20 protein-coding genes and 1 riboswitch are annotated in these 19,494 nt (G+C 38.6%); of the genes, 13 read left to right on the top strand and 7 right to left on the bottom strand.

What is annotated here, in order from left to right; genetic code table 11:
• Nucleotides 1-89 precede the first annotated feature (89 nt).
• Entirely contained in the window at nucleotides 90-575 is a 486-nt protein-coding gene (locus tag BK580_RS20235; protein ID WP_078382085.1) for a hypothetical protein, read from the bottom strand.
• Nucleotides 575-781, bottom strand: coding sequence for a helix-turn-helix transcriptional regulator (locus tag BK580_RS20230; protein WP_078382084.1), 207 nt, complete (start codon nucleotides 779-781; stop codon nucleotides 575-577). The genes BK580_RS20235 and BK580_RS20230 overlap by 1 nt, the downstream gene beginning before the upstream one ends.
• Nucleotides 782-1,163: 382 nt before the next feature.
• Here BK580_RS20230 and BK580_RS20225 point away from each other — a divergent pair, with 382 nt between their 5' ends.
• The 9 genes from BK580_RS20225 (at nucleotide 1,164) to BK580_RS20185 (ending at nucleotide 9,382) form a co-directional block, all read left to right on the top strand.
• Entirely contained in the window at nucleotides 1,164-1,583 is a 420-nt protein-coding gene (locus BK580_RS20225; RefSeq protein ID WP_078382083.1) for an SRPBCC family protein, read from the top strand.
• Nucleotides 1,584-1,961, top strand: a complete 378-nt coding sequence (locus BK580_RS20220; protein WP_078382082.1) for an ArsR/SmtB family transcription factor — start codon at nucleotides 1,584-1,586, stop codon at nucleotides 1,959-1,961.
• A 46-nt stretch (nucleotides 1,962-2,007) separates the two neighbouring features.
• Entirely contained in the window at nucleotides 2,008-2,661 is a 654-nt protein-coding gene (locus tag BK580_RS20215) for a DUF1801 domain-containing protein (protein WP_078382081.1), read from the top strand.
• A 204-nt stretch (nucleotides 2,662-2,865) separates the two neighbouring features.
• A complete protein-coding gene (locus BK580_RS20210) occupies nucleotides 2,866-3,429 on the top strand; it encodes an undecaprenyl-diphosphatase (RefSeq protein WP_078382080.1) in 564 nt (187 codons plus the stop codon).
• A 195-nt stretch (nucleotides 3,430-3,624) separates the two neighbouring features.
• Nucleotides 3,625-3,729, top strand: a riboswitch (SAM riboswitch).
• A 153-nt stretch (nucleotides 3,730-3,882) separates the two neighbouring features.
• Nucleotides 3,883-4,806 (top strand): ABC transporter permease, encoded by a 924-nt coding sequence (locus tag BK580_RS20205; RefSeq protein ID WP_078382079.1) that lies wholly within the window; start codon nucleotides 3,883-3,885, stop codon nucleotides 4,804-4,806.
• Nucleotides 4,807-4,808: 2 nt separating this feature from the next.
• Entirely contained in the window at nucleotides 4,809-5,750 is a 942-nt protein-coding gene (locus BK580_RS20200) for an ABC transporter permease (protein ID WP_078382078.1), read from the top strand.
• A 21-nt stretch (nucleotides 5,751-5,771) separates the two neighbouring features.
• Nucleotides 5,772-6,785: an ABC transporter ATP-binding protein gene (locus tag BK580_RS20195; protein WP_078382077.1), complete on the top strand. Its 1,014-nt coding sequence runs from the start codon at nucleotides 5,772-5,774 to the stop codon at nucleotides 6,783-6,785.
• Nucleotides 6,778-7,737 (top strand): ABC transporter ATP-binding protein, encoded by a 960-nt coding sequence (locus BK580_RS20190; RefSeq protein WP_078382076.1) that lies wholly within the window; start codon nucleotides 6,778-6,780, stop codon nucleotides 7,735-7,737. The genes BK580_RS20195 and BK580_RS20190 overlap by 8 nt, the downstream gene beginning before the upstream one ends.
• 22 nt (nucleotides 7,738-7,759) lie before the next feature.
• Nucleotides 7,760-9,382, top strand: coding sequence for a peptide ABC transporter substrate-binding protein (locus BK580_RS20185; RefSeq protein ID WP_078382075.1), 1,623 nt, complete (start codon nucleotides 7,760-7,762; stop codon nucleotides 9,380-9,382).
• A 134-nt stretch (nucleotides 9,383-9,516) separates the two neighbouring features.
• Here the strand turns inward: BK580_RS20185 and BK580_RS20180 are convergent, their stop codons facing one another.
• Both BK580_RS20180 and BK580_RS20175 read right to left on the bottom strand, forming a co-directional pair.
• Nucleotides 9,517-10,686 carry a DUF418 domain-containing protein gene (locus BK580_RS20180; protein WP_078382074.1) on the bottom strand — a complete coding sequence of 390 codons (1,170 nt, stop codon included), beginning with the start codon at nucleotides 10,684-10,686 and terminating at the stop codon, nucleotides 9,517-9,519.
• A 136-nt stretch (nucleotides 10,687-10,822) separates the two neighbouring features.
• The gene (locus BK580_RS20175; protein WP_078382073.1) at nucleotides 10,823-11,389 is read right to left on the bottom strand and encodes a TetR/AcrR family transcriptional regulator; all 567 of its coding nucleotides are present in this window, start codon (nucleotides 11,387-11,389) and stop codon (nucleotides 10,823-10,825) included.
• Between the two features lie 163 nt (nucleotides 11,390-11,552).
• Here BK580_RS20175 and BK580_RS20170 point away from each other — a divergent pair, with 163 nt between their 5' ends.
• Entirely contained in the window at nucleotides 11,553-13,610 is a 2,058-nt protein-coding gene (locus BK580_RS20170) for an efflux RND transporter permease subunit (RefSeq protein WP_078382072.1), read from the top strand.
• Complete coding sequence (locus tag BK580_RS20165; RefSeq protein WP_078382071.1) at nucleotides 13,610-15,406, top strand: hypothetical protein; 1,797 nt, start codon at nucleotides 13,610-13,612, stop codon at nucleotides 15,404-15,406. The genes BK580_RS20170 and BK580_RS20165 overlap by 1 nt, the downstream gene beginning before the upstream one ends.
• Before the next feature lie 150 nt (nucleotides 15,407-15,556).
• Here the strand turns inward: BK580_RS20165 and BK580_RS20160 are convergent, their stop codons facing one another.
• Genes BK580_RS20160 through BK580_RS20150 form a run of 3 tightly spaced genes read right to left on the bottom strand, consistent with a single transcriptional unit; the run spans nucleotide 15,557 to nucleotide 17,571 of the window.
• Entirely contained in the window at nucleotides 15,557-16,330 is a 774-nt protein-coding gene (locus BK580_RS20160) for a hypothetical protein (RefSeq protein ID WP_078382070.1), read from the bottom strand.
• A gap of 1 nt (nucleotide 16,331) precedes the next feature.
• Nucleotides 16,332-17,198: an ATP-binding cassette domain-containing protein gene (locus BK580_RS20155; protein WP_078382069.1), complete on the bottom strand. Its 867-nt coding sequence runs from the start codon at nucleotides 17,196-17,198 to the stop codon at nucleotides 16,332-16,334.
• Nucleotides 17,188-17,571: a GntR family transcriptional regulator gene (locus BK580_RS20150; RefSeq protein WP_078382068.1), complete on the bottom strand. Its 384-nt coding sequence runs from the start codon at nucleotides 17,569-17,571 to the stop codon at nucleotides 17,188-17,190. Before BK580_RS20150 ends, BK580_RS20155 begins: the two co-directional genes overlap by 11 nt.
• A gap of 439 nt (nucleotides 17,572-18,010) precedes the next feature.
• On the opposite strand from BK580_RS20150, the gene BK580_RS20145 reads away from it, so the two are divergent.
• Nucleotides 18,011-18,733, top strand: coding sequence for a sulfite exporter TauE/SafE family protein (locus BK580_RS20145; RefSeq protein WP_078382067.1), 723 nt, complete (start codon nucleotides 18,011-18,013; stop codon nucleotides 18,731-18,733).
• A 168-nt stretch (nucleotides 18,734-18,901) separates the two neighbouring features.
• Nucleotides 18,902-19,477, top strand: coding sequence for a LysE family translocator (locus BK580_RS20140; protein WP_078382066.1), 576 nt, complete (start codon nucleotides 18,902-18,904; stop codon nucleotides 19,475-19,477).
• Nucleotides 19,478-19,494: the final 17 nt, after the last annotated feature.

Below are 19,494 nucleotides of genomic sequence, written 5' to 3'. Positions count from 1 at the left end.
GGAGCAATAACATCCCACAGGTGTTTCACATCTTCCGCCACAATCAACATTAGTAAAAATCAACACTATTTTTTTATCAAGTACCAAGTTTAATCCTCACCGTTTCTTTCAGGAGTTAATGCACTTATTAGCCCAATGGTGTTTGGTGGAATGCTAGCAATCAGAAACCACCAGTTGCCGGTAGTAATTGATAAGATTGTAAAGATAATAAGTGACACTGCCACAATGGAAATTCCGAATTTAACTCTAGAGGGTTTTAAAGGTTCGGTCATATTCATGTTGATAGACAATATCACACCAGTAATACCCCAGCTCGCCAAATGAACAGTCAAAATGACGCTCAGAACCATTGCGGCACTTATTTCAATTCCGAATATGACCAAAGAAAATAATACATAGCTAGAAGCAAGGGTGAAAAACCAAGAAATTGATCGAGACTTTTGCCAAATATGTTCATGTAGTTCATCTAAACCACGCTGCTTTTTGACTATCCGTCGTCCAAACCACCAGCCTAAAATACCTAATACAGCTCCTCCATATAATGCTAACAATCCAAGTAATTGTTGTCCTCCCATTATTCCTCTCCCCTTTCTTCCAATAAAAAGACCTCTTCGATTATGCAATCGAATGCCTTCGAAATGTTATATGCCAGTTCGAGTGATGGATTATATTTTCCAGATTCGATGGCAATGATTGATTGTCTCGAGACGCCTACTTGTATTGCTAGGTCCTCTTGCGTCATCTTCCTAGCTTTGCGCAGATCTTTGATTCGATTTCTCATCGTTTCCACACCTCCGATCACTTTTGTAAAGCTAGCTTTACAATCGGTTGTAAGTAAAGCTTACTTTACATTCCGATTAATGTCAAGGGTGCTTTACATTATTTTGTTATAGGGATCAGTTTATAGTCATGTGTTCGAAAGGATGTAAGAAATTACTAGTGATAAAAATGCTCCAAATCAAATTAATATGGAAACTGATTCGTGGGAATGTCGGTAATTAGAAAATGTTTAATATAACCATAGGTGGACGGAGGGACAGGTCATGTTACTCCGTCCATTAAAATTAGTTGGTCGACATTTGACGTAAAACCAAATGGTGTTGTATAATCAAAAAACGAAACCAAAAGGTGTTACTTAATCTACATATAAAGGAGAAATTAAGATGGAAACTTTACAAGATATAAAGCAAACGGTCGTATTTGAAGCATCTATACAAAAAGTTTGGGATACAGTATCAACTTCTGAAGGTATTGCAGCATGGTTCATGCCAAATGATTTTGAACCGATAGTAGGGCATGAATTTCATGTGCAATCTCCATTTGGTCCATCTCCATGCAAAGTATTAGAAGTGGATGAACCGAATAAAATTTCGTTTTCATGGGATACAGATGGTTGGGTCGTTTCTTTTTTATTAAAAGACTTAGGTGAAAAAACAGAGTTTACCCTTATACATGGCGGATGGAAAGCTCCAGATGCGGTTCTTCCAAAAGCAAACGAGAAAAGTTCTGTTATTCGTGAAAGAATGGATCATGGTTGGGTTAAAATTGTTAATGAAGGACTTCGAAAGGTTATTGAAGGATAAGTGTCAGCATTAAAGCATGATGTATTTCAAGCCATTGCCGACCCAACCAGAAGAGAGATCCTTCGATTGCTTTCCAACGATGAGTTAGCTATCTCAGAAATAACAGCTCAATTTCCAATTAGTCGTACAGCCATAGCCAAGCATCTCACTGTACTCTCCGAAGCGAGTTTAGTCAGTGGAAAAAAAGTAGGCAGAGAAAAAATCTATCAATTGAACCCAGAACCGTTAACAGAAGTAAGCCAGTGGCTTTCTTATTACGAGCAATTTTGGAATAATAAGTTGGCGATTCTTAAACATTTAGTTGAAAATGATAATGAAGTGAACGAAGGGGCAGTACCTCGTTCACGAATAGAAGGTAAAAGTAATCCTTTTAAGTGACGTTGTTTAAATGTCCAAAGGTTCTTTTGAAAAGGAGTGTTCCTTAATGACAAATAGTAGATTGAATCCTAAGGTTGAGGAATTTTTAAGTAAAGCTCAGAATTGGAAGGAAGAATTTGAGCAGTTGAGAAGTATCGTTCTTGACTGTGAGCTGACGGAAGATTTTAAGTGGATGCATCCTTGCTACACATTTGAGAAAAAGAATATCGTTTTAATACATGGATTTAAAGAATATTGTGCGCTTCTGTTTCATAAAGGTGCCTTGTTAAAGGATGCTAATGGGATTCTAGTCCAACAGACGGAGAATGTACAGGCGGCGCGCCAGATTCGCTTCACCAATGTTCAAGAAATCATTGAAATGGAACCTGTCTTGAAGGCTTATATTCATGAAGCTATTGAAGTGGAGAAAGCCGGATTGCAAGTGAAACCTAAAGAGCATAAAGAATTTAGCATTCCGGAAGAGCTTGACATTATATTCGCTGAAGTCCCGGAGTTGAAAACTGCTTTTGAAGCATTGACCCCGGGCCGCCAACGAGCATATATTCTTCATTTTTCTCAACCCAAGCAATCCAAAACTCGAGTGTCGAGGATTGAAAAATGTATACCGAAAATTCTCGATGGAAAGGGATTAAATGATTGCACTTGTGGACATTCTCAAAAGCCGCCTAACTGTGACGGCTCTCACAAGCACTTTCAATAAGAAAAAGGGAGAAGGGGCGTGATTTCAATCCTCTGCCCCTAACAGACAGGGAGTGTGTTACACTCCCTGTTTTTCTTATTTCATGAGATGGATGTATGGTAGAATGTAGGTTCGCAGACTCTGCGAAGTTGTTTGTAAATGGGGATCTTGGGATTTTTGTATATGAACTGATAGGTAAATTAATAAGAAAGAGTGGAACTTTTCATGCAACATTGGAATGAGACGTTATTTTATGATATTTATGCTTGGGGTCATACCTTTTCAGCAATAAATCCGGTTGTAGTTTTCTTTACGAAGTATGCGGTTGTGTTCCTAGCAATCTATCTTCTTTATGCCTGGGTAAAACAAACGGAGCATACTCGTTTAGTTGTGTTAGCTGGTAGCTTATCCTTTATTTTGGCTTATCTTACTGCTCGGCTTCTAGGTCAATTCCATCAGAATTTCCAACCATTTGTGGAGCTTCCTAACGTTCAAGCTCTCATAGAGAAAGAGATGAACAATTCATTTCCGAGTGATCATACAATTTTGTTCTTTTCTTTCTGTATAGCTTTTTGGTTAGCAAACCCGAGAAATGTCATTTGGCTTTTAATTGCAGGTGCGATGGGAATATCAAGAATATGGGTAGGAGTTCACTATCCACTTGATGTGCTGACTGGTGCGACAGTAGCAACCATCTACACAATTTTATTATATAAATATCTTCCACGCCAAACATGGGTACTAACAGGGCTGAAGAAAATAAAGAAATTAGAAGATCGGTATAGGTGAGGTACCTTTTGTGGTGCCTTGTCATCCTTTGAAGTTTGTCGAATACGGCGGAATAGTATACAATATTCTAAATTTTACTTCTTTTAATATTTGTTTGACAGAATTATAGTTATGATTTACCATTACTGTAGTTTGATAGTTCAGCTTACGAAATAGTTTTTATAACTACTACATTTATAATATTACGATAGATTTTTCTTATCCAGAGAGGTGGAGGGACCTGGCCCTATGATACCTCGGCAGCAGGCTTTTAATAGCACTGTGCCAATTCCACCAAGCTAATGCTTGGAAAGATAAGATGAGTGACGAGTTCCTAACTTCTCAACTTATCTTTGTTGAGAAGTTTTTTTATTGTCTAAAATGAGGTCTATGGTGATGTTGGTGGGATGAACTACGTATAAAACCGAGTAAACCAATAAGTTTACTCGATAAAATGAGTGAGGTGAGTAATATATGTTTTTTACCAAAAGGGTATTTTCCATGCTCGTTACCCTCTGGATTATAGTTACATTAACGTTTCTTATCATGCATTCTATTCCAGGGGATCCATTTTCAACGGATGCTAAAGCACTGCCAGAAGATGTATTGCAGAACATGCGGGAGAAATATAATCTCGACAAGCCGTTACCAGTTCAATACATACTCTATATGAAAAATCTATTGTTACTCGATTTTGGACCATCCATACAGTCTAACCGCGATGTGAATACGATTATCTCGAATGGTTTTGTTCCATCAGCGATCCTTGGGTTGCAATCCTTGATTCTTGCTATCGTAGTTGGCATTGCTTTAGGAATTATCGCGGCTTTACACCATAATCGATTTTTGGATTTCTTTTCAATGTGTATTGCGATAATAGGAATTTCTGTACCGAGTTTTATACTTGCGCCACTTTTTATTAAATATATTGCGGTGGAGTGGGGGCTTTTACCGGTAGCATCATGGGGAACTTGGCAACATACCATTCTCCCTACAGTTGCTTTAGCAGTTGGACCAGTAGCTATTATTGCTCGCTTTGTTCGAGTGAGCATGATTGAAGTGTTGAATCAGAATTATATTCGTACTGCGGAGGCAAAAGGATTGCCTGATTTTAAAGTGATTTGGAGACATGGATTACGTAATGGACTTATTCCAGTGATGACATTCATCGGTCCGCTTTTTGCCTCCCTCATTACAGGAACATTTGTCATAGAGAAAATCTTTGCGATTCCGGGGATTGGTCGATATTTTGTGGATAGTATCTTTAACCGCGATTATACAGTGATACTAGGGACGACTATTTTTTATAGCATTATTCTCATCATCACATTGTTCTTAATAGATCTGTCCTACCGTTTCATCGATCCGCGAATAAAAATAGCAAGTAGGGAGGATTAAGGATGGACAAGAATATTGCTCCTGCTGATGAGCTATTTCGCCCAATAGATCAAACTAGATTTATCAAAAAGCCGAAGCCGAGTTTGCCGCTTTGGAAAGAATCGATTATTAAAATTACTAAAAATAAATTAGCGTTAGTTGGTTTATTGCTGCTCATGATTATTATGGGATTGGCACTCGTTGGACCGCAACTTGTCCCGTTCACTCCGAATGAACAAACCCTAACAAATGCGAACCTTGCTCCATCAAGTACACACTGGTTTGGAACGGATGATCTTGGGCGAGATGTTTGGGCAAGAACCTGGTCAGGTGCAAGAATTTCCTTATTGATTGGATTTGCAGCAGCTGCGATTGATTTAGTAATTGGGGTAGTAGTTGGTGGAGTTTCCGGATACATGGCCGGAAGAGGGAAATTTGGTGACTTGATAGATAGATGGCTTATGAGATTAGTAGAGGTTTTATATGGAATTCCTTATCTATTAGTGGTTATTCTCCTACTTATCGTCATGAAGCCAGGGATATTAACCATGATTATTGCCTTGTCCATCACTGGTTGGGTAGGAATGGCCCGGATTGTTAGAGGGCAGCTTTTACAAATTAAACAACAGGAATTTGTCTTAGCTGCGCAAAAGCTGGGGACCTCTCATGTGAAAATTATTACGAAACATCTTTTGCCGAACGCGATGGGGATCATCATTGTGACGTTAACATTTACGATCCCACAGGCAATTTTTGCAGAATCCTTTCTAAGCTTCCTTGGTTTAGGAGTTCAATCACCTATTGCGAGCTGGGGCACGATGGCGAATGATGCTTTAGGTGTCATATTAAGTGGCCAATGGTGGAGGTTGTTTTTTCCTGCACTTATGATTTCACTTACAATGTTTGCGTTTAATGCTTTAGGAGATGGTTTACAAGATGCGTTAGATCCACGATCGAAAAAATAAAGAAAGGAGTGAAGGCTGAATATGGAGACATTGTTGGAAGTGAAGGAGCTCGAAGTGAATTTTCCCGTTTATGGCGGTAGTGTTCAAGCGGTAAGAGGGGCTACTTTTCATGTGAATAAAGGAGAAACCTTAGCTTTAGTTGGTGAGAGTGGCAGTGGGAAAAGTGTGACCGCTCAATCGATTATTGGCATGGTATCGCGAAAAGACGGAACGAAGCTTAATGGAGCGATTCATTTTAAAGGGAAAAATGTGCTTGAAATGGAAAAAAGAGAGCTTTATAAAATAAGAGGCTCAGAGATTGGCTTTGTATTTCAAGATCCTATGACCTCTCTTAATCCTACGATGGTTATTGGAAAGCAAATAGAAGAGGGAATTGCGTTCCATCAGAATTTATCTAAAAAAGAAGTAAAGGAACGGGCAATAGAGCTGATTCGTTTGGTTGGGATTCCAGATGCTGAGCAGCGATATAATCAATATCCTCATGAGTTTAGTGGAGGAATGAGGCAGCGTGTTATCATCGCTATTGCTTTAGCATGTAGACCAGAACTCATTATTGCTGATGAGCCAACAACTGCGTTAGATGTCACGATCCAAGCGCAAATTTTAGATTTATTAAGGGAAATACAGACGGAAAGAAATACTGCCATTCTATTAATTACGCATGATTTAGGTGTAGTAGCTGAAACCGCGCAACGAGTTGCTGTTATGTACGCAGGGATGATTGTGGAAACCGGTACCGTAGATGAAATATTTGATAACCCTAAGCACCCATATACATGGGGACTATTAAACTCAGTTCCTCGCCTCGGGCTAAATAGGCAAGAGCGATTAACACCAATTGAGGGTTCACCGCCTGATTTATTTAATCCGATTAGTGGCTGCCCTTTTGCAGAACGGTGTAAATACGCGATGGAAGTGTGTGCACAGCATCTTCCAGCTAGGACGGAAATTTCGGAGAATCATCAAGTTAGCTGTTGGCTTTTAGATGAGCGAGCAAAGGCAATGATCGGGGAAGGGAGGGAGCAGGTTGTCTGATGAGATTTTAATAATAAAGGATGTTAGGAAATATTTTTCCCATAGTTCAGGTGCCAGTGTGAAATCTGTGGATGGGATCAGTTTTTCGATAAAAAAAGGAGAAACGCTTGGACTAGTAGGAGAAAGTGGGAGCGGTAAATCGACGCTTGGTCGTACGATAGTTGGCTTATACGAGCAAACCGAGGGAGAAATTTTCTTTGAAGGGAGGAATGTGTCAACGTTATCAAACAAAGAAAAGCGAGAAGTTAATCGGAAAATGCAGGTGATTTTTCAGGATCCTCATGCTTCATTAAATCCAAGAATGCGGGTGGAGGATATCATTGCAGAAGGCATGGATGCATACGGGTTAGCTTCTCGAAAAGAAAGAAGCGAAAAAGTAGCAGAGTTGTTAGAAAAGGTAGGCTTGCATCGTGATCATGCAAGAAGATTTCCTCATGAATTTAGTGGAGGACAACGACAAAGAATTGGAATTGCTAGAGCATTGGCAGTAAAGCCTTCTTTTATTGTAGCGGATGAACCTATTTCCGCATTGGATGTTTCTATTCAAGCGCAGGTGGTAAATCTTCTGGAGGATTTACAAAAGGAAGAGGAGTTAACCTATTTATTTATCGCCCATGACCTTGCAATGGTGAAGCACATAAGCGATCGAATTGGAGTGATGTATTTAGGTAAGTTGATGGAGTTGGCAGAAAGTGAAACGATTTTCTCCAAACCATTACATCCTTACACACAAGCTTTACTCTCATCTGTTCCTGTCACCCATCCAAATCAAAAAGGGAAACGTGAAAAAACGATGTTAAAGGGGGACCCACCAAGTCCTTTGCATCCACCGAAAGGATGTCCTTTTAGCACAAGATGTCCAATGGCTACAACGGAGTGTGAGGAAACACCACCAAAATGGAAAGAAGTTACGAAGGATCACTGGGTAGCTTGTCATTTATACGCAATTTAAAAAAAGAGACGGAGGAATAATCATGAAAAAACTTCAACTTACGTTAATTGTAATTTTACTAATCGTATTGACTGCCTTGACTGGCTGCGCATCTGATAATGCCAAATCTTCATCTGAAAATGGGGAAGCTGTACCACAAGAAATCACTACTAATCTAGGTGGAGAACCATATACGTTAGACCCTGCCTTTGCATCTGATACTACTTCTTTCTGGGTTATTCAGCATTTATTTGAAGGAATACTAGATTACGATAAAGATGGACAGCTTGTAGAAGGTGCAGCAAGTGAAGTCGATCTATCCGAGGATGGAAAAACCTATACCATTACAATTAAAGAAGGATTAAAATGGTCAAACGGTGACGCGCTTACAGCGAAGGACTTTGAATATGCTTGGAAACGAGTATTAAACCCTGAAACTGCAGCTTACAGCCCTACTTCTTTTTACTATATTAAAGGTGCAGAAAACTACAACACTGGTAATGGACCAGTGGAGGAAGTTGGGATTACTGCTCCGGACGAGCATACATTAATCGTAGAATTAGAGTCTCCTACTGCCTTTTTCAAACAGCTATTAGTTCGTGCTGAGTTTTTACCAGTTAATCAGTCAGTAGTAGAAGCTAATGAAAATTGGTCTGGTGAAGCGGACTCAATCGTGACAAACGGAGCTTACACATTAGATAGCTGGAAGCATGATCAAGAGATTGTATTAGTGAAAAATGATCAATACTGGAATAACGCAGCTGTTTCAATGGAGAAAATCAACTTTGAGATGGTAGCAGATGCAACAACTTACTATCAAATGTTTAAAACAAAAGAATTAGATTTAATCCGTGCATTACCATTGGATTCTGTTGAGCAAGAAAAAAATAATCAAGAATATGTTTCTGAACCATCGTTTAGTGTTTATACCTTCTCTTTCAATGTAGAGGAAGCACCATTTACGAATAAAAAAATTAGACAAGCACTTTCTTATGCGATTGACCGTGAAGCAATTGTCAATAATATCACAAAAGCAGGAGAAGCAGCTGCATTTGGCTATGTACCATATGGTGTAATCACACCAGACGACAAGGATTTCCGTGATCAAAGTGAGAAGTATTATGGGTTTGATCCAGAGGAAGCGAAGCAATTACTTGAAGAAGGCTTGAAGGAAGAAGGCTGGAGCGAGTTGCCAGCGGTTACGTTTAAATACAATACTGCTGATAATCATAAGAAGATTGCAGAAGCAGTTCAAGAGATGTTAAAGCAAAACTTAGGTATTAGCGTTGCTTTAGAAAACCAAGAGTGGAAAACGTATATCGATACATTTAAACAAAAGAACTTCCAAGCGGCTCGAATGGGCTGGGGAGGCGAATTCCTTGATCCACTAGGAGTGTTAAGTCATTATACAACAACTAACTCTAGTAACTTTACGAACTGGAGTAACGCGGACTATGATCAATTGATTGAAGTTTCCAACTTAGAGCAAGACCCGGCAAAAAGAATCGAATTACTACATCAAGCAGAAGCTGTGCTCATGGAGGACCTACCAATCATCCCAATCCTCTTCTCCGCACAAAACGCACTAGTAAGTGAAAAAATAGAAGGCATTCGCTTTGACGTACTGCGAAACCCAGATCTTCGCTACGCAAAAAGAGTGGAGTAGTGAATAGTAAAGGTGCCCTGTCACCCCTCGAATTAATTTATTAATGAAGAAGATTAGGGCGAATTGTTATTGATAAATGCTTTAAAATCAAAAGACACCCGAGGTACTCCAAGAATTCCTCGGGTGTCTTTTAGTTATTTATTATTATAAACTAATCGCCTCAATACTATTTCCAATGGACCATTGAGATTATTTTTTTCCATTAAACTCGCGAAAACGACAGAAAGGGTCCAAATCCCCACTGCAATCATAGCAGCTATACCGTTACTCACACGTCCTCCTAAATCAAGTGCTACTGGTGATAGGAATAGAACGAGCAGGGCCTCATTCCAAACATAGAATGTTAAAGAGCGTTTCCCTAAAGCCATTATAGATTTGCTAATGCGCCCGACCTTTTTCAACTTTGCACCGATTATTCCAAAAATTGCTGCATAGGCTAATCCTCCAGCGATTCCTGTTAACATGTGGAGTCCACCAATTAAACCTGCTATAAAGAAACCAGGGTTCCATATGCTCCCTAAAAAGGATAAAGGTAAAGCTCCAAGTAAGGAGACAGTTAATCCTATAAGGGTTATGAAATAAAGTGTTTTTAAATGTTGTTCTGGTTTTGTTAAAAGCTGATATCTCGCAATCCACATTCCTAGTAAAACGGAAGGAAGGACAGGGAACATAAAATGAATCATGATCGGAATGATAGGGAAAATAATCAGGTTTAACAAGGTTGTGCTTAGATATGTGTCTGTGGCTGAAACGTCTGGAGCAAAACCATAGCTTCCGAGTTCTAGCATGTTGAAGCCCCATAATATAGGGGTGAAAAGACAATAGATTAAAGTGATAACCGTAAACGTTCGTATTAGTGCTTTGATTTCACGTTTTAATAGCCAACTAACGAGAAGCCCGGCAAAACCGTATGCCATTAGAATGTCTTGACCGCCAATGAAGACTGCTAACACGATCCCGAATAGAATCAAATACCAAGAGCGTCGTCGTATCATTTTTAAAGCATTTGTTTCGCTTTTTCCTTTAGAAATTTGACTTTGAAAAGCAAGTACGAAACCATACCCTAATAATACGGCAAACATCGCTCTTGCCCGATTATCAATAATGAATATGCCAAAAAGGTTCACGACTTGATCAAAGAAGTTGATGCTTTCTGCCCTTTGCATAATCCCGGGTTCAGAGGCGTACAAATACAGAGGGGCATGTGCGAGTGCAATGAGTAGTAGCATGGCACCTCTTGCTAGATCTAATGAAACGGCACGTTTTTTTCTTACTGTTGTTTTATTATTTAAGGGAACGGACATATTGATTTTCTCCTTAATCTTTTGGGTGGATGGAGGGACAGGCCCTCTTCCACGAAATAGAAAGCTTTAAGTGAAGTTTTTTTGTGTATTTATTTACATCTTTTTCCTTTGCGATGTACCTGTCCCCGTGTACACCCTATCGCATGTCCGAGAGGCCGCGGTTGATGTAGAGGTGGAGGAGGTCGGCCATTTCGCTTGGGCTTTTGTTCATGTCATTTTCGAGCCATCTTTTGATGGTGTAGATACTTCCACTGACGAAGAATACACTTAGGTATTCGTACGTTTCTGGGTCTATTTGCTTGTCTGTGAGCCAGTTCTTTAATATATATTGCTTGGCAATTTGCATGCCTTTTTTCTGAAATTGTACCTCGGTGTTTTCGCTGAGTAAAAGCTTACAAATCTCACTTTTGGCTGCAATATACTCAAAGATTTTCATGGTCATTTGGTATGCTTCGTCTTCTTTTAAGAAATTATATTGATTTAACGTTTTGACCATATCCTCGGTAAACTCATCATCTATGGAATTCAGCAAGTCGTATTGACTAGAGAAATGGGCATAGAAAGTCGATCGGTTGATGTCTGCTAGTTCACAGATCTCTTTTATGGTAATACTTCCAATTGATTTTTCTTTCAATAAAGACATAAGACTTTCTTTCAATACTTTACGTGTATATTTTTTTCTGCGGTCTAATTTTTCGCTCATGTTTTCAACGGTCCTTCCACAAAAAAATTTCCCTTTTAACCAACAATATAATTTTTAGTGTTGCCTATATAACGTTGGATGTGCAACTGTTTGTTGAGTATCCAACACCGTGTCTTATATAATGATAAGGTGAAAAGCCTAAAAGCACAAGAGAGGATGAAACATGATAAATATAGCATCACGTATCATTAAACATAAAAAGGCTGTTTTAATTGTGTTTACATTAGTAGCGATCCTTGCTACCGTTGCGCAGTTTTTTGTTTCAGTCAATTATAATATGGTGGATTATTTGCCAAAAGATGCCCAGTCTACTAGGGCGATGGAAATTATGGAAGAAGAGTTTACTGGCTCGGTTCCAGATACAAGGGTAATGATGATGGACATTTCCATCCAGGATGCACTTGCCTTCAAGGATAAACTGTCTTCTATTGACGGTGTGTCCGATGTGTTGTGGCTAGATGATGTCGTTGATTTGAAGACTCCTTTGGAAATGGCCGATGCCGAGATGGTGGAAACCTACTATAAAAATAACCATGCACTTTACTCTATTAGTGTCCAAGAGGGAGAGGAAGTAGCAACGACTGACGCCATCTATGAAGTGATTGGGGAGGAGGGCGCCATTGCAGGAGAGGCGATCAATACAGCCAGCTCACAAAAAATGGCTGGTAACGAGTCCTTGTATGCAGCGCTTTTATTAGTTCCCATTATTATTTTGATTCTGGTTGTCTCCACTAAATCATGGATAGAGCCGCTATTTTTCCTGACGGCTATTGGTGTTTCGGTCTTGATTAACCTTGGGACCAACATTTTTATTGGAGAGGTTTCCTTTGTCACACAATCAGTAGCACCAATCTTGCAGCTCGCCGTGTCGCTCGATTATGCGGTGTTTTTGCTTCATAGCTTTTCCGATTATTTAAAAAAGACGAATAATCCAGAAGAAGCAATGGAGCTTGCCATGAAAAAATCATTTCCAGCTATTGCAGTAAGTGCCGCAACTACATTCTTCGGTTTTATCGCACTTACATTTATGAAGTTTGAAATTGGATCAGATCTTGGACTAAATCTTGTAAAAGGGATTGTTCTAAGTTTTATCAGTGTCATGGTCTTCTTGCCAGCACTGACGTTGTATTTTTACAAATGGATGGAGAAAACGAAACATCGTAGCTTTATTCCTAGCTTTGATGGCATTGGAAAAAGGATTATTAAGCTAACCGTTCCTAGTATTTTACTTGTAGCCGCCCTTATTATTCCGGCATTTTTAGCACAAAGCAATACAACGTTTACGTATGGTCTTGGAGAACTGCCAGAAGATACTCGAGCTGGGAAGGACTACCAGTTGATTCAAGATAATTTTGGCGAAACAACTCCTATTGTTCTTTTAGTTCCAAAAGGTGATGTGCCAAAAGAAGAGGAACTAGTGGTAGACCTAGAAGAGCTTGATTATGTAACAAGTGTTATCTCCTATGTGAACATGGTCGATCCTGTTATTCCACCTGAGTATTTAGGTGAATCGATTACGAATCAATTTTACTCTGAAAATTACAGTAGAATCATCATTAATACGAACCAGGGGACAGAAGGAGACATACCTTTTTCAATCGTAGAAAGAGTACAGGATACGGCCTCCAACTATTATGGGAATGAGTCGCTTAGCTTAGGTGAAAGTGTGACATTAAATGATATCAAAGATACGGTCACAAAAGACAATACGCTCGTAAACGTGCTAACGATAGGAACGATTGCACTTGTGTTGTTACTAAGTTTCCGTTCCTTCAGTATTCCAGTCATATTGCTCATTACTATTCAATCTGCTGTATGGATTAATCTGTCCATTCCTTACTTTACGGAAACGCCATTAGTATTTGTAGGCTATTTAATCGTTAGTACCGTACAGCTTGCGGCAACCTTGGATTATGGCGTTTTATTTATCGAGGAATATAGTCATAAGCGCAAAGAAATGTCTGCAGTCAAAGCCATCGTTAAAACGTTGGATGAGAAAACATTCTCTATTTCGATATCGGCTGCAATATTATCGAGTGTTGGATTTATTTTATGGATTACATCTTCCAATCCTATTGTTGGATCTATCGGATTATTACTTGGAAGAGGTGCTTTACTAGCATTTGTGATGGTATTAATTCTTTTGCCAGCACTATTGTTAGTGTGCGACAAGCTTGTGAAGAAAACGACCTATAAAGCTAATTTCTATGAGGAGAAGTGATGATGAATAAAAGAAAAATACTATGTGTAGCGCTCGCAGGAATGATAGTCTTCCCTTCCTTTCTTAGTAATGCTGCAGGGGTAGAGGCAGATACAAAAGGCAATGTTAGAACAAAAGATGAAGTTATCTATGCAACATTAAAAGCAAATGGTGACTTGGGTTCAATCTATGTCGTTAATACGCTTGAGGTAGCACAAGCTGGAGAGATTCTCGATTATGGTTCCTACAGCAGCGTAAAAAATCTGACGGATTTAACAGAGCTTCAACAAGAGGATGAAAACGTTCGCTTTGATGCAGAGAAAGGTAAGTTCTACTATCAAGGTAATATGGAAGAAGGAACCGACTTGCCTTGGGATGTGAAGGTAACTTTTTTGCTGGATGGGCGTGAAATCGAACCAGCAGAATTGGCGGGAGAGTCCGGTCAACTAGAAATAATTATGGAGACTTCTGAAAATAAAGAGGTCGAATCTGTATTTTTTGAAAACTATTTATTACAGATTTCCTTGATGTTTCCAAATTCATATCAGAACTTGGAGGCGGCTGGTGCAATGCTTGCAAATGCAGGGAAAAACAAGCAAATCACGTTTACCGTCATGCCTGGCCAGGAGGAAAAGCTTGCTGTCAAAGCAGAAGTAAAGGACTTTGAATTTCAAGGGGTGGAAATAGCGGCTGTTCCATCGACCCTACCGATTGACACAAGCGGAACCGAAAATATGACAGAAGATATGGGGCAATTATCTGATGCCATCAAGCAATTAAACGAAGGTGTGGCGGAATTACAGGATGGAGTTGCTCAAATGAATAGTGGAGCAGCAAGCCTTCGAGACGGTTCTGCACAATATAATAATGGGATCAATAAGCTGAGTGGCTCCTCCCCAGAGATCGTCCATGCCTCAAGCTCTATACAAGACGCACTGAGAAAAATTAATGCAGGCCTTTCGGGAGATGCTGCGGAGATTGATTTATCAAGTCTAAATAAGTTGCCATCAGGCCTCCTTCAATTGGCAGAAGGTTTGACAGAGACGGCAAATGGTCTTAGTTCCTTGCAAAAGAACTATGCTCTTGCGTATGGGGCCTTAGACGGATCAATCAAAGAGATTCCAGCAAATCAACTTTCAGAAGAGGAAATTGCCGCACTTTATCAAAGTGGAGCTGATTCTGAATCACTAGATAAACTGGTTGCAACTTATGCTGCTGCCCAAAAGGTAAAAGGGACATATGCAAATGTAGAGCAGGCCTTTGCAGCTGTGGAACCAGCTTTACAACAGGTGGATGGGGCTGTGCGTGAGATGAGTGGCGCCTTAACGTCCATTGCTAATGAAATTTCCGCTTCTTTAAAAGAAACGGACCTCAGCGGACTTAGTGAATTACAAAAAGGCATCGAAGCATTGTCTTCTAACTACGGTGCTTTCCATTCCGGGTTAGTAAGCTATACAGGTGGCGTGAGCGAGTTATCTTCATCGTATGCACAGCTGCATTCCGGAATTGTTCAACTAACAGACGGAACAAGCGAATTGAATAAGGGCGTTGGAGAACTACAAGACGGTACAGAAGAGTTATATCAAGAAACAAAAGACTTACCGAACCAAATGCAAGAAGAAATCAACAAAATGATTCAGGAATACGACAAATCAGATTTCCAACCTGTTTCCTTCGTATCTCCCAAAAACGAAAACATCTCATCCGTCCAATTCGTCATCAAAACCGAAAGCATCAAAAAAACAGAAAAACAAACCAAGAAAGCTGAACCAGAAAAAAAGAAAAGCTTTTGGGAATTGTTGAAGGCATTGTTTTAGGATGTGTCCATAGGGACAGGTAGTGGTCACTGAAGAACCGGCAAAATAAGAGGAGAGATTCCGCTTATGCACAGCGGAATCTCTCCGTCTATTTATCAACTCTGGTGCTTAACCTGGTGAATGGAGGGACAGGCCACTCGTCCACTCCAGCTACAATTTAACAGAAACTCTCCTAGTCAATAAACGAATTAACCAAATAGAAATAATTACGAGAAGTAAAATCCCCACCAATGCAATTCCAGATGGCAGAAAGTCTAAATTAGAAAACCAACCAGGTACAGGTAAATCTAGTGAAATTCTGAGGAAAGTGTCTTTTAGCATTTTAATATTAATTGCAAGCAAAATAAATCCTAAACCAGCTACAACATTTAATCGGTAGAAACTTGAACTAATTAACCAACCAATTAAATAATTGATAAAGAGATTTAGACTTAGTACACCGATAGCCAACAGCCAATTTTGTTGAGGAGCAACGTAAGGCGTTATAATAATGGATTGTACAATATCGCCAATAATATTATCGTCAATGTCCACGTCATTAATGGTTTGTGCTCTTAAAGCTATATTCACCATATTTAGAATAAATTGTTCCAGGATAGATACTAAGAAGGCTATTACCGGGATAGTAATAGATAAGCCAATGGAAGCTAGAACTGTTCCGGTAAAGTAATCCTTTCTTGTCACGCCGTTTCCTACATAATGTGGAAGGAAATAGATAGCTAGAATTCCAACTACAAGCATAAAAATATTTCCTGCAACAAAAATGGAACTAAAAAATCCCTCAGCTTCATACCCGTAAATACTTGATAGCACTAATTTACCAATATTAACGATAAACAATACTCCTAAAAAACCACTTGCCCATTTTAATTGGGTGAAAAATATATCGGTTGCTACTTTAGGGAAAATTGCATGTTGTTTCATACTACATTTCCTCCTCTGTTAAATGAACAAACATCTCATGAAGGGAGACTGGTGCAACTTCAAGCCCTTTACCCAATGCCACTTGGCGCTCTTGCTCACTAAGTTCTCCGTAAACCATCACTGCTTTTGTATTTCCTAATTGTTGAACATTCATCTGTTTCTTCGTTCGTACAAAGTCATCGACTAATGCAGCATTTCCTGTAATAGTCGCTCCTTTTGTGATTAAGGAATCGTAATCTTCTTGAAGTAAAATGGTACCTTTATCTAAAATGATTACTTCATCAAATAAATAATCCATTTCTGATACAAGATGCGTTGATAAAATAATAATTCTTGGATGCCTCTCTTGATCTTCTAAAAGTTCCTTGTAAAAGATATCTCTTGAAGGAGCATCCAGACCAAGATATACCTCATCAAGGATGGTGATAGGTGCTCTACTTGCCAAACCAATAATGATACTCACGGCTGATTGCATTCCCTTTGAAAACTGTTTGATAGGCTTCTTTTTATCAAGTTTAAAGCGATCGACAAGATAACTAGCATAGTCTCTGTCAAAATGTGGGCGGTATCGTTGTACACCATCCAACATTGCGATGACATTATCAGATTCATCCTTATAGTCTTTGCTATACAGAAATGCAACCTGTTGCATAATGTCAGCATTTTCAAATGGTGTTTCGCCATTAATGGTAATGGATCCAGAGGTTGGTTCACGGAATGATGCCAACATGGATAGAAGAGAGGTTTTCCCCGCTCCATTTCTGCCGAGTAACCCGTATATTTTCTCACCGCTTAACTCAAAATTAATATCTTTAAGTGCCAATTGGTTCCCGTATTTTAATTGTAAATTTTCGGCTCTAACCTTCATCTATTTCACGACCTTTTACAGTTTTTATGAATCCAATGATTTCTTCTTCAGTGATTGCTAACTTATCAGCTTCGTGAACTAACTTGATTACATACTCTTCAATAAAAGATTCTTTACGTTTTTGAACGAGTTTCTCTTTCGCCCCCGCGGCTACAAACATACCAATTCCTCGCTTTTTAAAAAGAATTCCTTCTTCCACTAATTGATTAATCCCTTTGGCCACCGTGACATGGTTGATTTTGAAATAACTCACCAGCTGATTTGTCGAAGGTGCTTGCTCTCCCTCATTTAGTTGATTATTAATAATTTGGTCTTCAATTTTTTCGCGAACTTGCAAATAAATTGGCTTATCCTGATCAAATGTCTTTTTCATGTTAATCGCCCACTATTCTATATATGTGTGCTACACATATATGGTTATATAGTTATGTATATAACTATAATGGTGGACTGGCTATTAAGTCAATACTGTTTTGTTTATGTCACCAGAATTTTCTTTTAGTAATAGCTTTGAGTTTCTGTATGAATGTGATTAAAATAATAGTAATATATGTGGAATTAGTAGGAAGAAATGGAGACTAAGAGAGATTTGGGTATATGATGCTAGCGTGTAAAGAAGTAGGGGGTGTCCAAAGAATTGGGTAAACAGTTTCATTTGTGCATGCTTTCTCAGTTTGATTTTCATACAGCTGAAGAAGGGGAGAAAGGAATAGATTGCTTTAAATCCTTTGGGGATCTTACATGAATGTCTGTCTTCCTGCCAGAGTCAATGATCCAATACTAATAGCGTTTATTTTTATAGGAGGTCAAATTTGGAGAATGTGCTAACTTTTTTATGTATTATATTAGTGGCTTCTATCCTGCAAACAAGTACAGGTTTTGGATTTTCCATAATGGCAACACCTTTCTTACTGATGTTGTTTCTTCCGCAAGAAGCCATACAAATAAACATAATTTTATCATTACTTATTTCAATTTCATTAATATGGAAAATAAGCAAAGACATTGATTTTACACTTTTAAAGAGGTTTATTATCGGAAGTATAGTGGGTGTACCTTTTGGTATATTAATCTTTATTTCCATTAACATTAACGTTTTTAAAATAGGAGTTAGTGTACTGCTCTTAGTATTAACATTGTTATTAATAGTTAACTTTAGAGTAAAGTCAACTCGTAATAGGGATTTCATAGTTGGTGGGGTATCTGGTCTTTTAACAACAAGTATTGGTATGCCAGGTCCTCCGTTATTACTTTACTTTACAGGAACTGATACTGAAAAAGGGAAGTTAAGAGCAACTACTTTAGCGTTCTATCTGTTTATTTATTTTATCAGTCTAATTACTCAAATAATCTTTACAGGTACGAATAAATTAATATGGGAATCAAGTATTTATGCAATTCCAGTTGTATTTATAGGGTTGATTATAGGTCAAATTATTTTCCATTGGCTTAATCAACGGATTTTTAAGATATTTACATATATCCTTTTGAGTTTCACAGGTATTTATCTTCTTATTGCAAGTATGAGTTTATAAAAATCCTTATTAAACAAACGAGTGCGATTGTTTAAGCAGTCGTTTCTTGTGCTAAGAGTGGATGGACGGAAGGGTACCTGGTCCAAGTAACCGTGCAATAACATACTATATGCCATTTAATCTTAAGATGTATGATTACATGAGGATACTTTGAAAGGAGTTTTTCTCATGAATATTACATCTTTTTTACTATACTGTTTTATCATTACTATTACTCCAGGACCGACTAATATCGTCATCTTATCAACGGTGCATAATTTTGGCGCAAAAAAAGCAATGGAATACACGTATGGAGCAACGATTGCTTTTGGGTTATTACTTGTTATTTCTGCTATGTTGAATACGATGCTTGTAACGGTAATACCAAAAATATTAGTCGTATTGCAGATAGTTGGGAGCATTTATATGGTCTATCTAGCTTATCAAATTTACAAAATGGATTCATCCAAATCCACGGTAAACCAAACGGGCACCTTTATGAATGGATTCCTTATGCAGTTTTTAAATCCCAAAGTGGTTCTATTTACAATGACGGTAATTCCTAGCTTTATTTTGCCTCACTATCTCGCAATGTCAGCGGTGACAATAAGTGTTTTAGCCATAACTCTAATCGGATTTTTAGCATTTATAACATGGGTTCTTTTCGGTACACTCTTCAAGAAGTATTTACAGAAGTATAATAAGATGGTTAATGTAACGATGTCACTATTATTAGCTTATTCTGCAATAATGATATGGATGTAGGTAAGATAATGGAGAGG

This window comes from Sutcliffiella halmapala, assembly GCF_002019665.1.
GTDB classification, from domain to species: domain Bacteria; phylum Bacillota; class Bacilli; order Bacillales; family Bacillaceae_I; genus Sutcliffiella_A; species Sutcliffiella_A halmapala.
This window is presented reverse-complemented; position numbering and strand designations above follow the sequence as displayed.

Coding starts and splice junctions, on each gene's coding strand:
- BK580_RS20235 (WP_078382085.1), bottom strand. CDS start 575: ATGGGAGGACAACAATTACTTGGATTGTTAGCATTATATGGAGGAGCT.
- BK580_RS20230 (WP_078382084.1), bottom strand. CDS start 781: ATGAGAAATCGAATCAAAGATCTGCGCAAAGCTAGGAAGATGACGCAA.
- BK580_RS20225 (WP_078382083.1), top strand. CDS start 1,164: ATGGAAACTTTACAAGATATAAAGCAAACGGTCGTATTTGAAGCATCT.
- BK580_RS20215 (WP_078382081.1), top strand. CDS start 2,008: ATGACAAATAGTAGATTGAATCCTAAGGTTGAGGAATTTTTAAGTAAA.
- BK580_RS20210 (WP_078382080.1), top strand. CDS start 2,866: ATGCAACATTGGAATGAGACGTTATTTTATGATATTTATGCTTGGGGT.
- BK580_RS20205 (WP_078382079.1), top strand. CDS start 3,883: ATGTTTTTTACCAAAAGGGTATTTTCCATGCTCGTTACCCTCTGGATT.
- BK580_RS20200 (WP_078382078.1), top strand. CDS start 4,809: ATGGACAAGAATATTGCTCCTGCTGATGAGCTATTTCGCCCAATAGAT.
- BK580_RS20195 (WP_078382077.1), top strand. CDS start 5,772: ATGGAGACATTGTTGGAAGTGAAGGAGCTCGAAGTGAATTTTCCCGTT.
- BK580_RS20185 (WP_078382075.1), top strand. CDS start 7,760: ATGAAAAAACTTCAACTTACGTTAATTGTAATTTTACTAATCGTATTG.
- BK580_RS20180 (WP_078382074.1), bottom strand. CDS start 10,686: ATGTCCGTTCCCTTAAATAATAAAACAACAGTAAGAAAAAAACGTGCC.
- BK580_RS20175 (WP_078382073.1), bottom strand. CDS start 11,389: ATGAGCGAAAAATTAGACCGCAGAAAAAAATATACACGTAAAGTATTG.
- BK580_RS20170 (WP_078382072.1), top strand. CDS start 11,553: ATGATAAATATAGCATCACGTATCATTAAACATAAAAAGGCTGTTTTA.
- BK580_RS20165 (WP_078382071.1), top strand. CDS start 13,610: ATGATGAATAAAAGAAAAATACTATGTGTAGCGCTCGCAGGAATGATA.
- BK580_RS20160 (WP_078382070.1), bottom strand. CDS start 16,330: ATGAAACAACATGCAATTTTCCCTAAAGTAGCAACCGATATATTTTTC.
- BK580_RS20155 (WP_078382069.1), bottom strand. CDS start 17,198: ATGAAGGTTAGAGCCGAAAATTTACAATTAAAATACGGGAACCAATTG.
- BK580_RS20150 (WP_078382068.1), bottom strand. CDS start 17,571: ATGAAAAAGACATTTGATCAGGATAAGCCAATTTATTTGCAAGTTCGC.
- BK580_RS20140 (WP_078382066.1), top strand. CDS start 18,902: ATGAATATTACATCTTTTTTACTATACTGTTTTATCATTACTATTACT.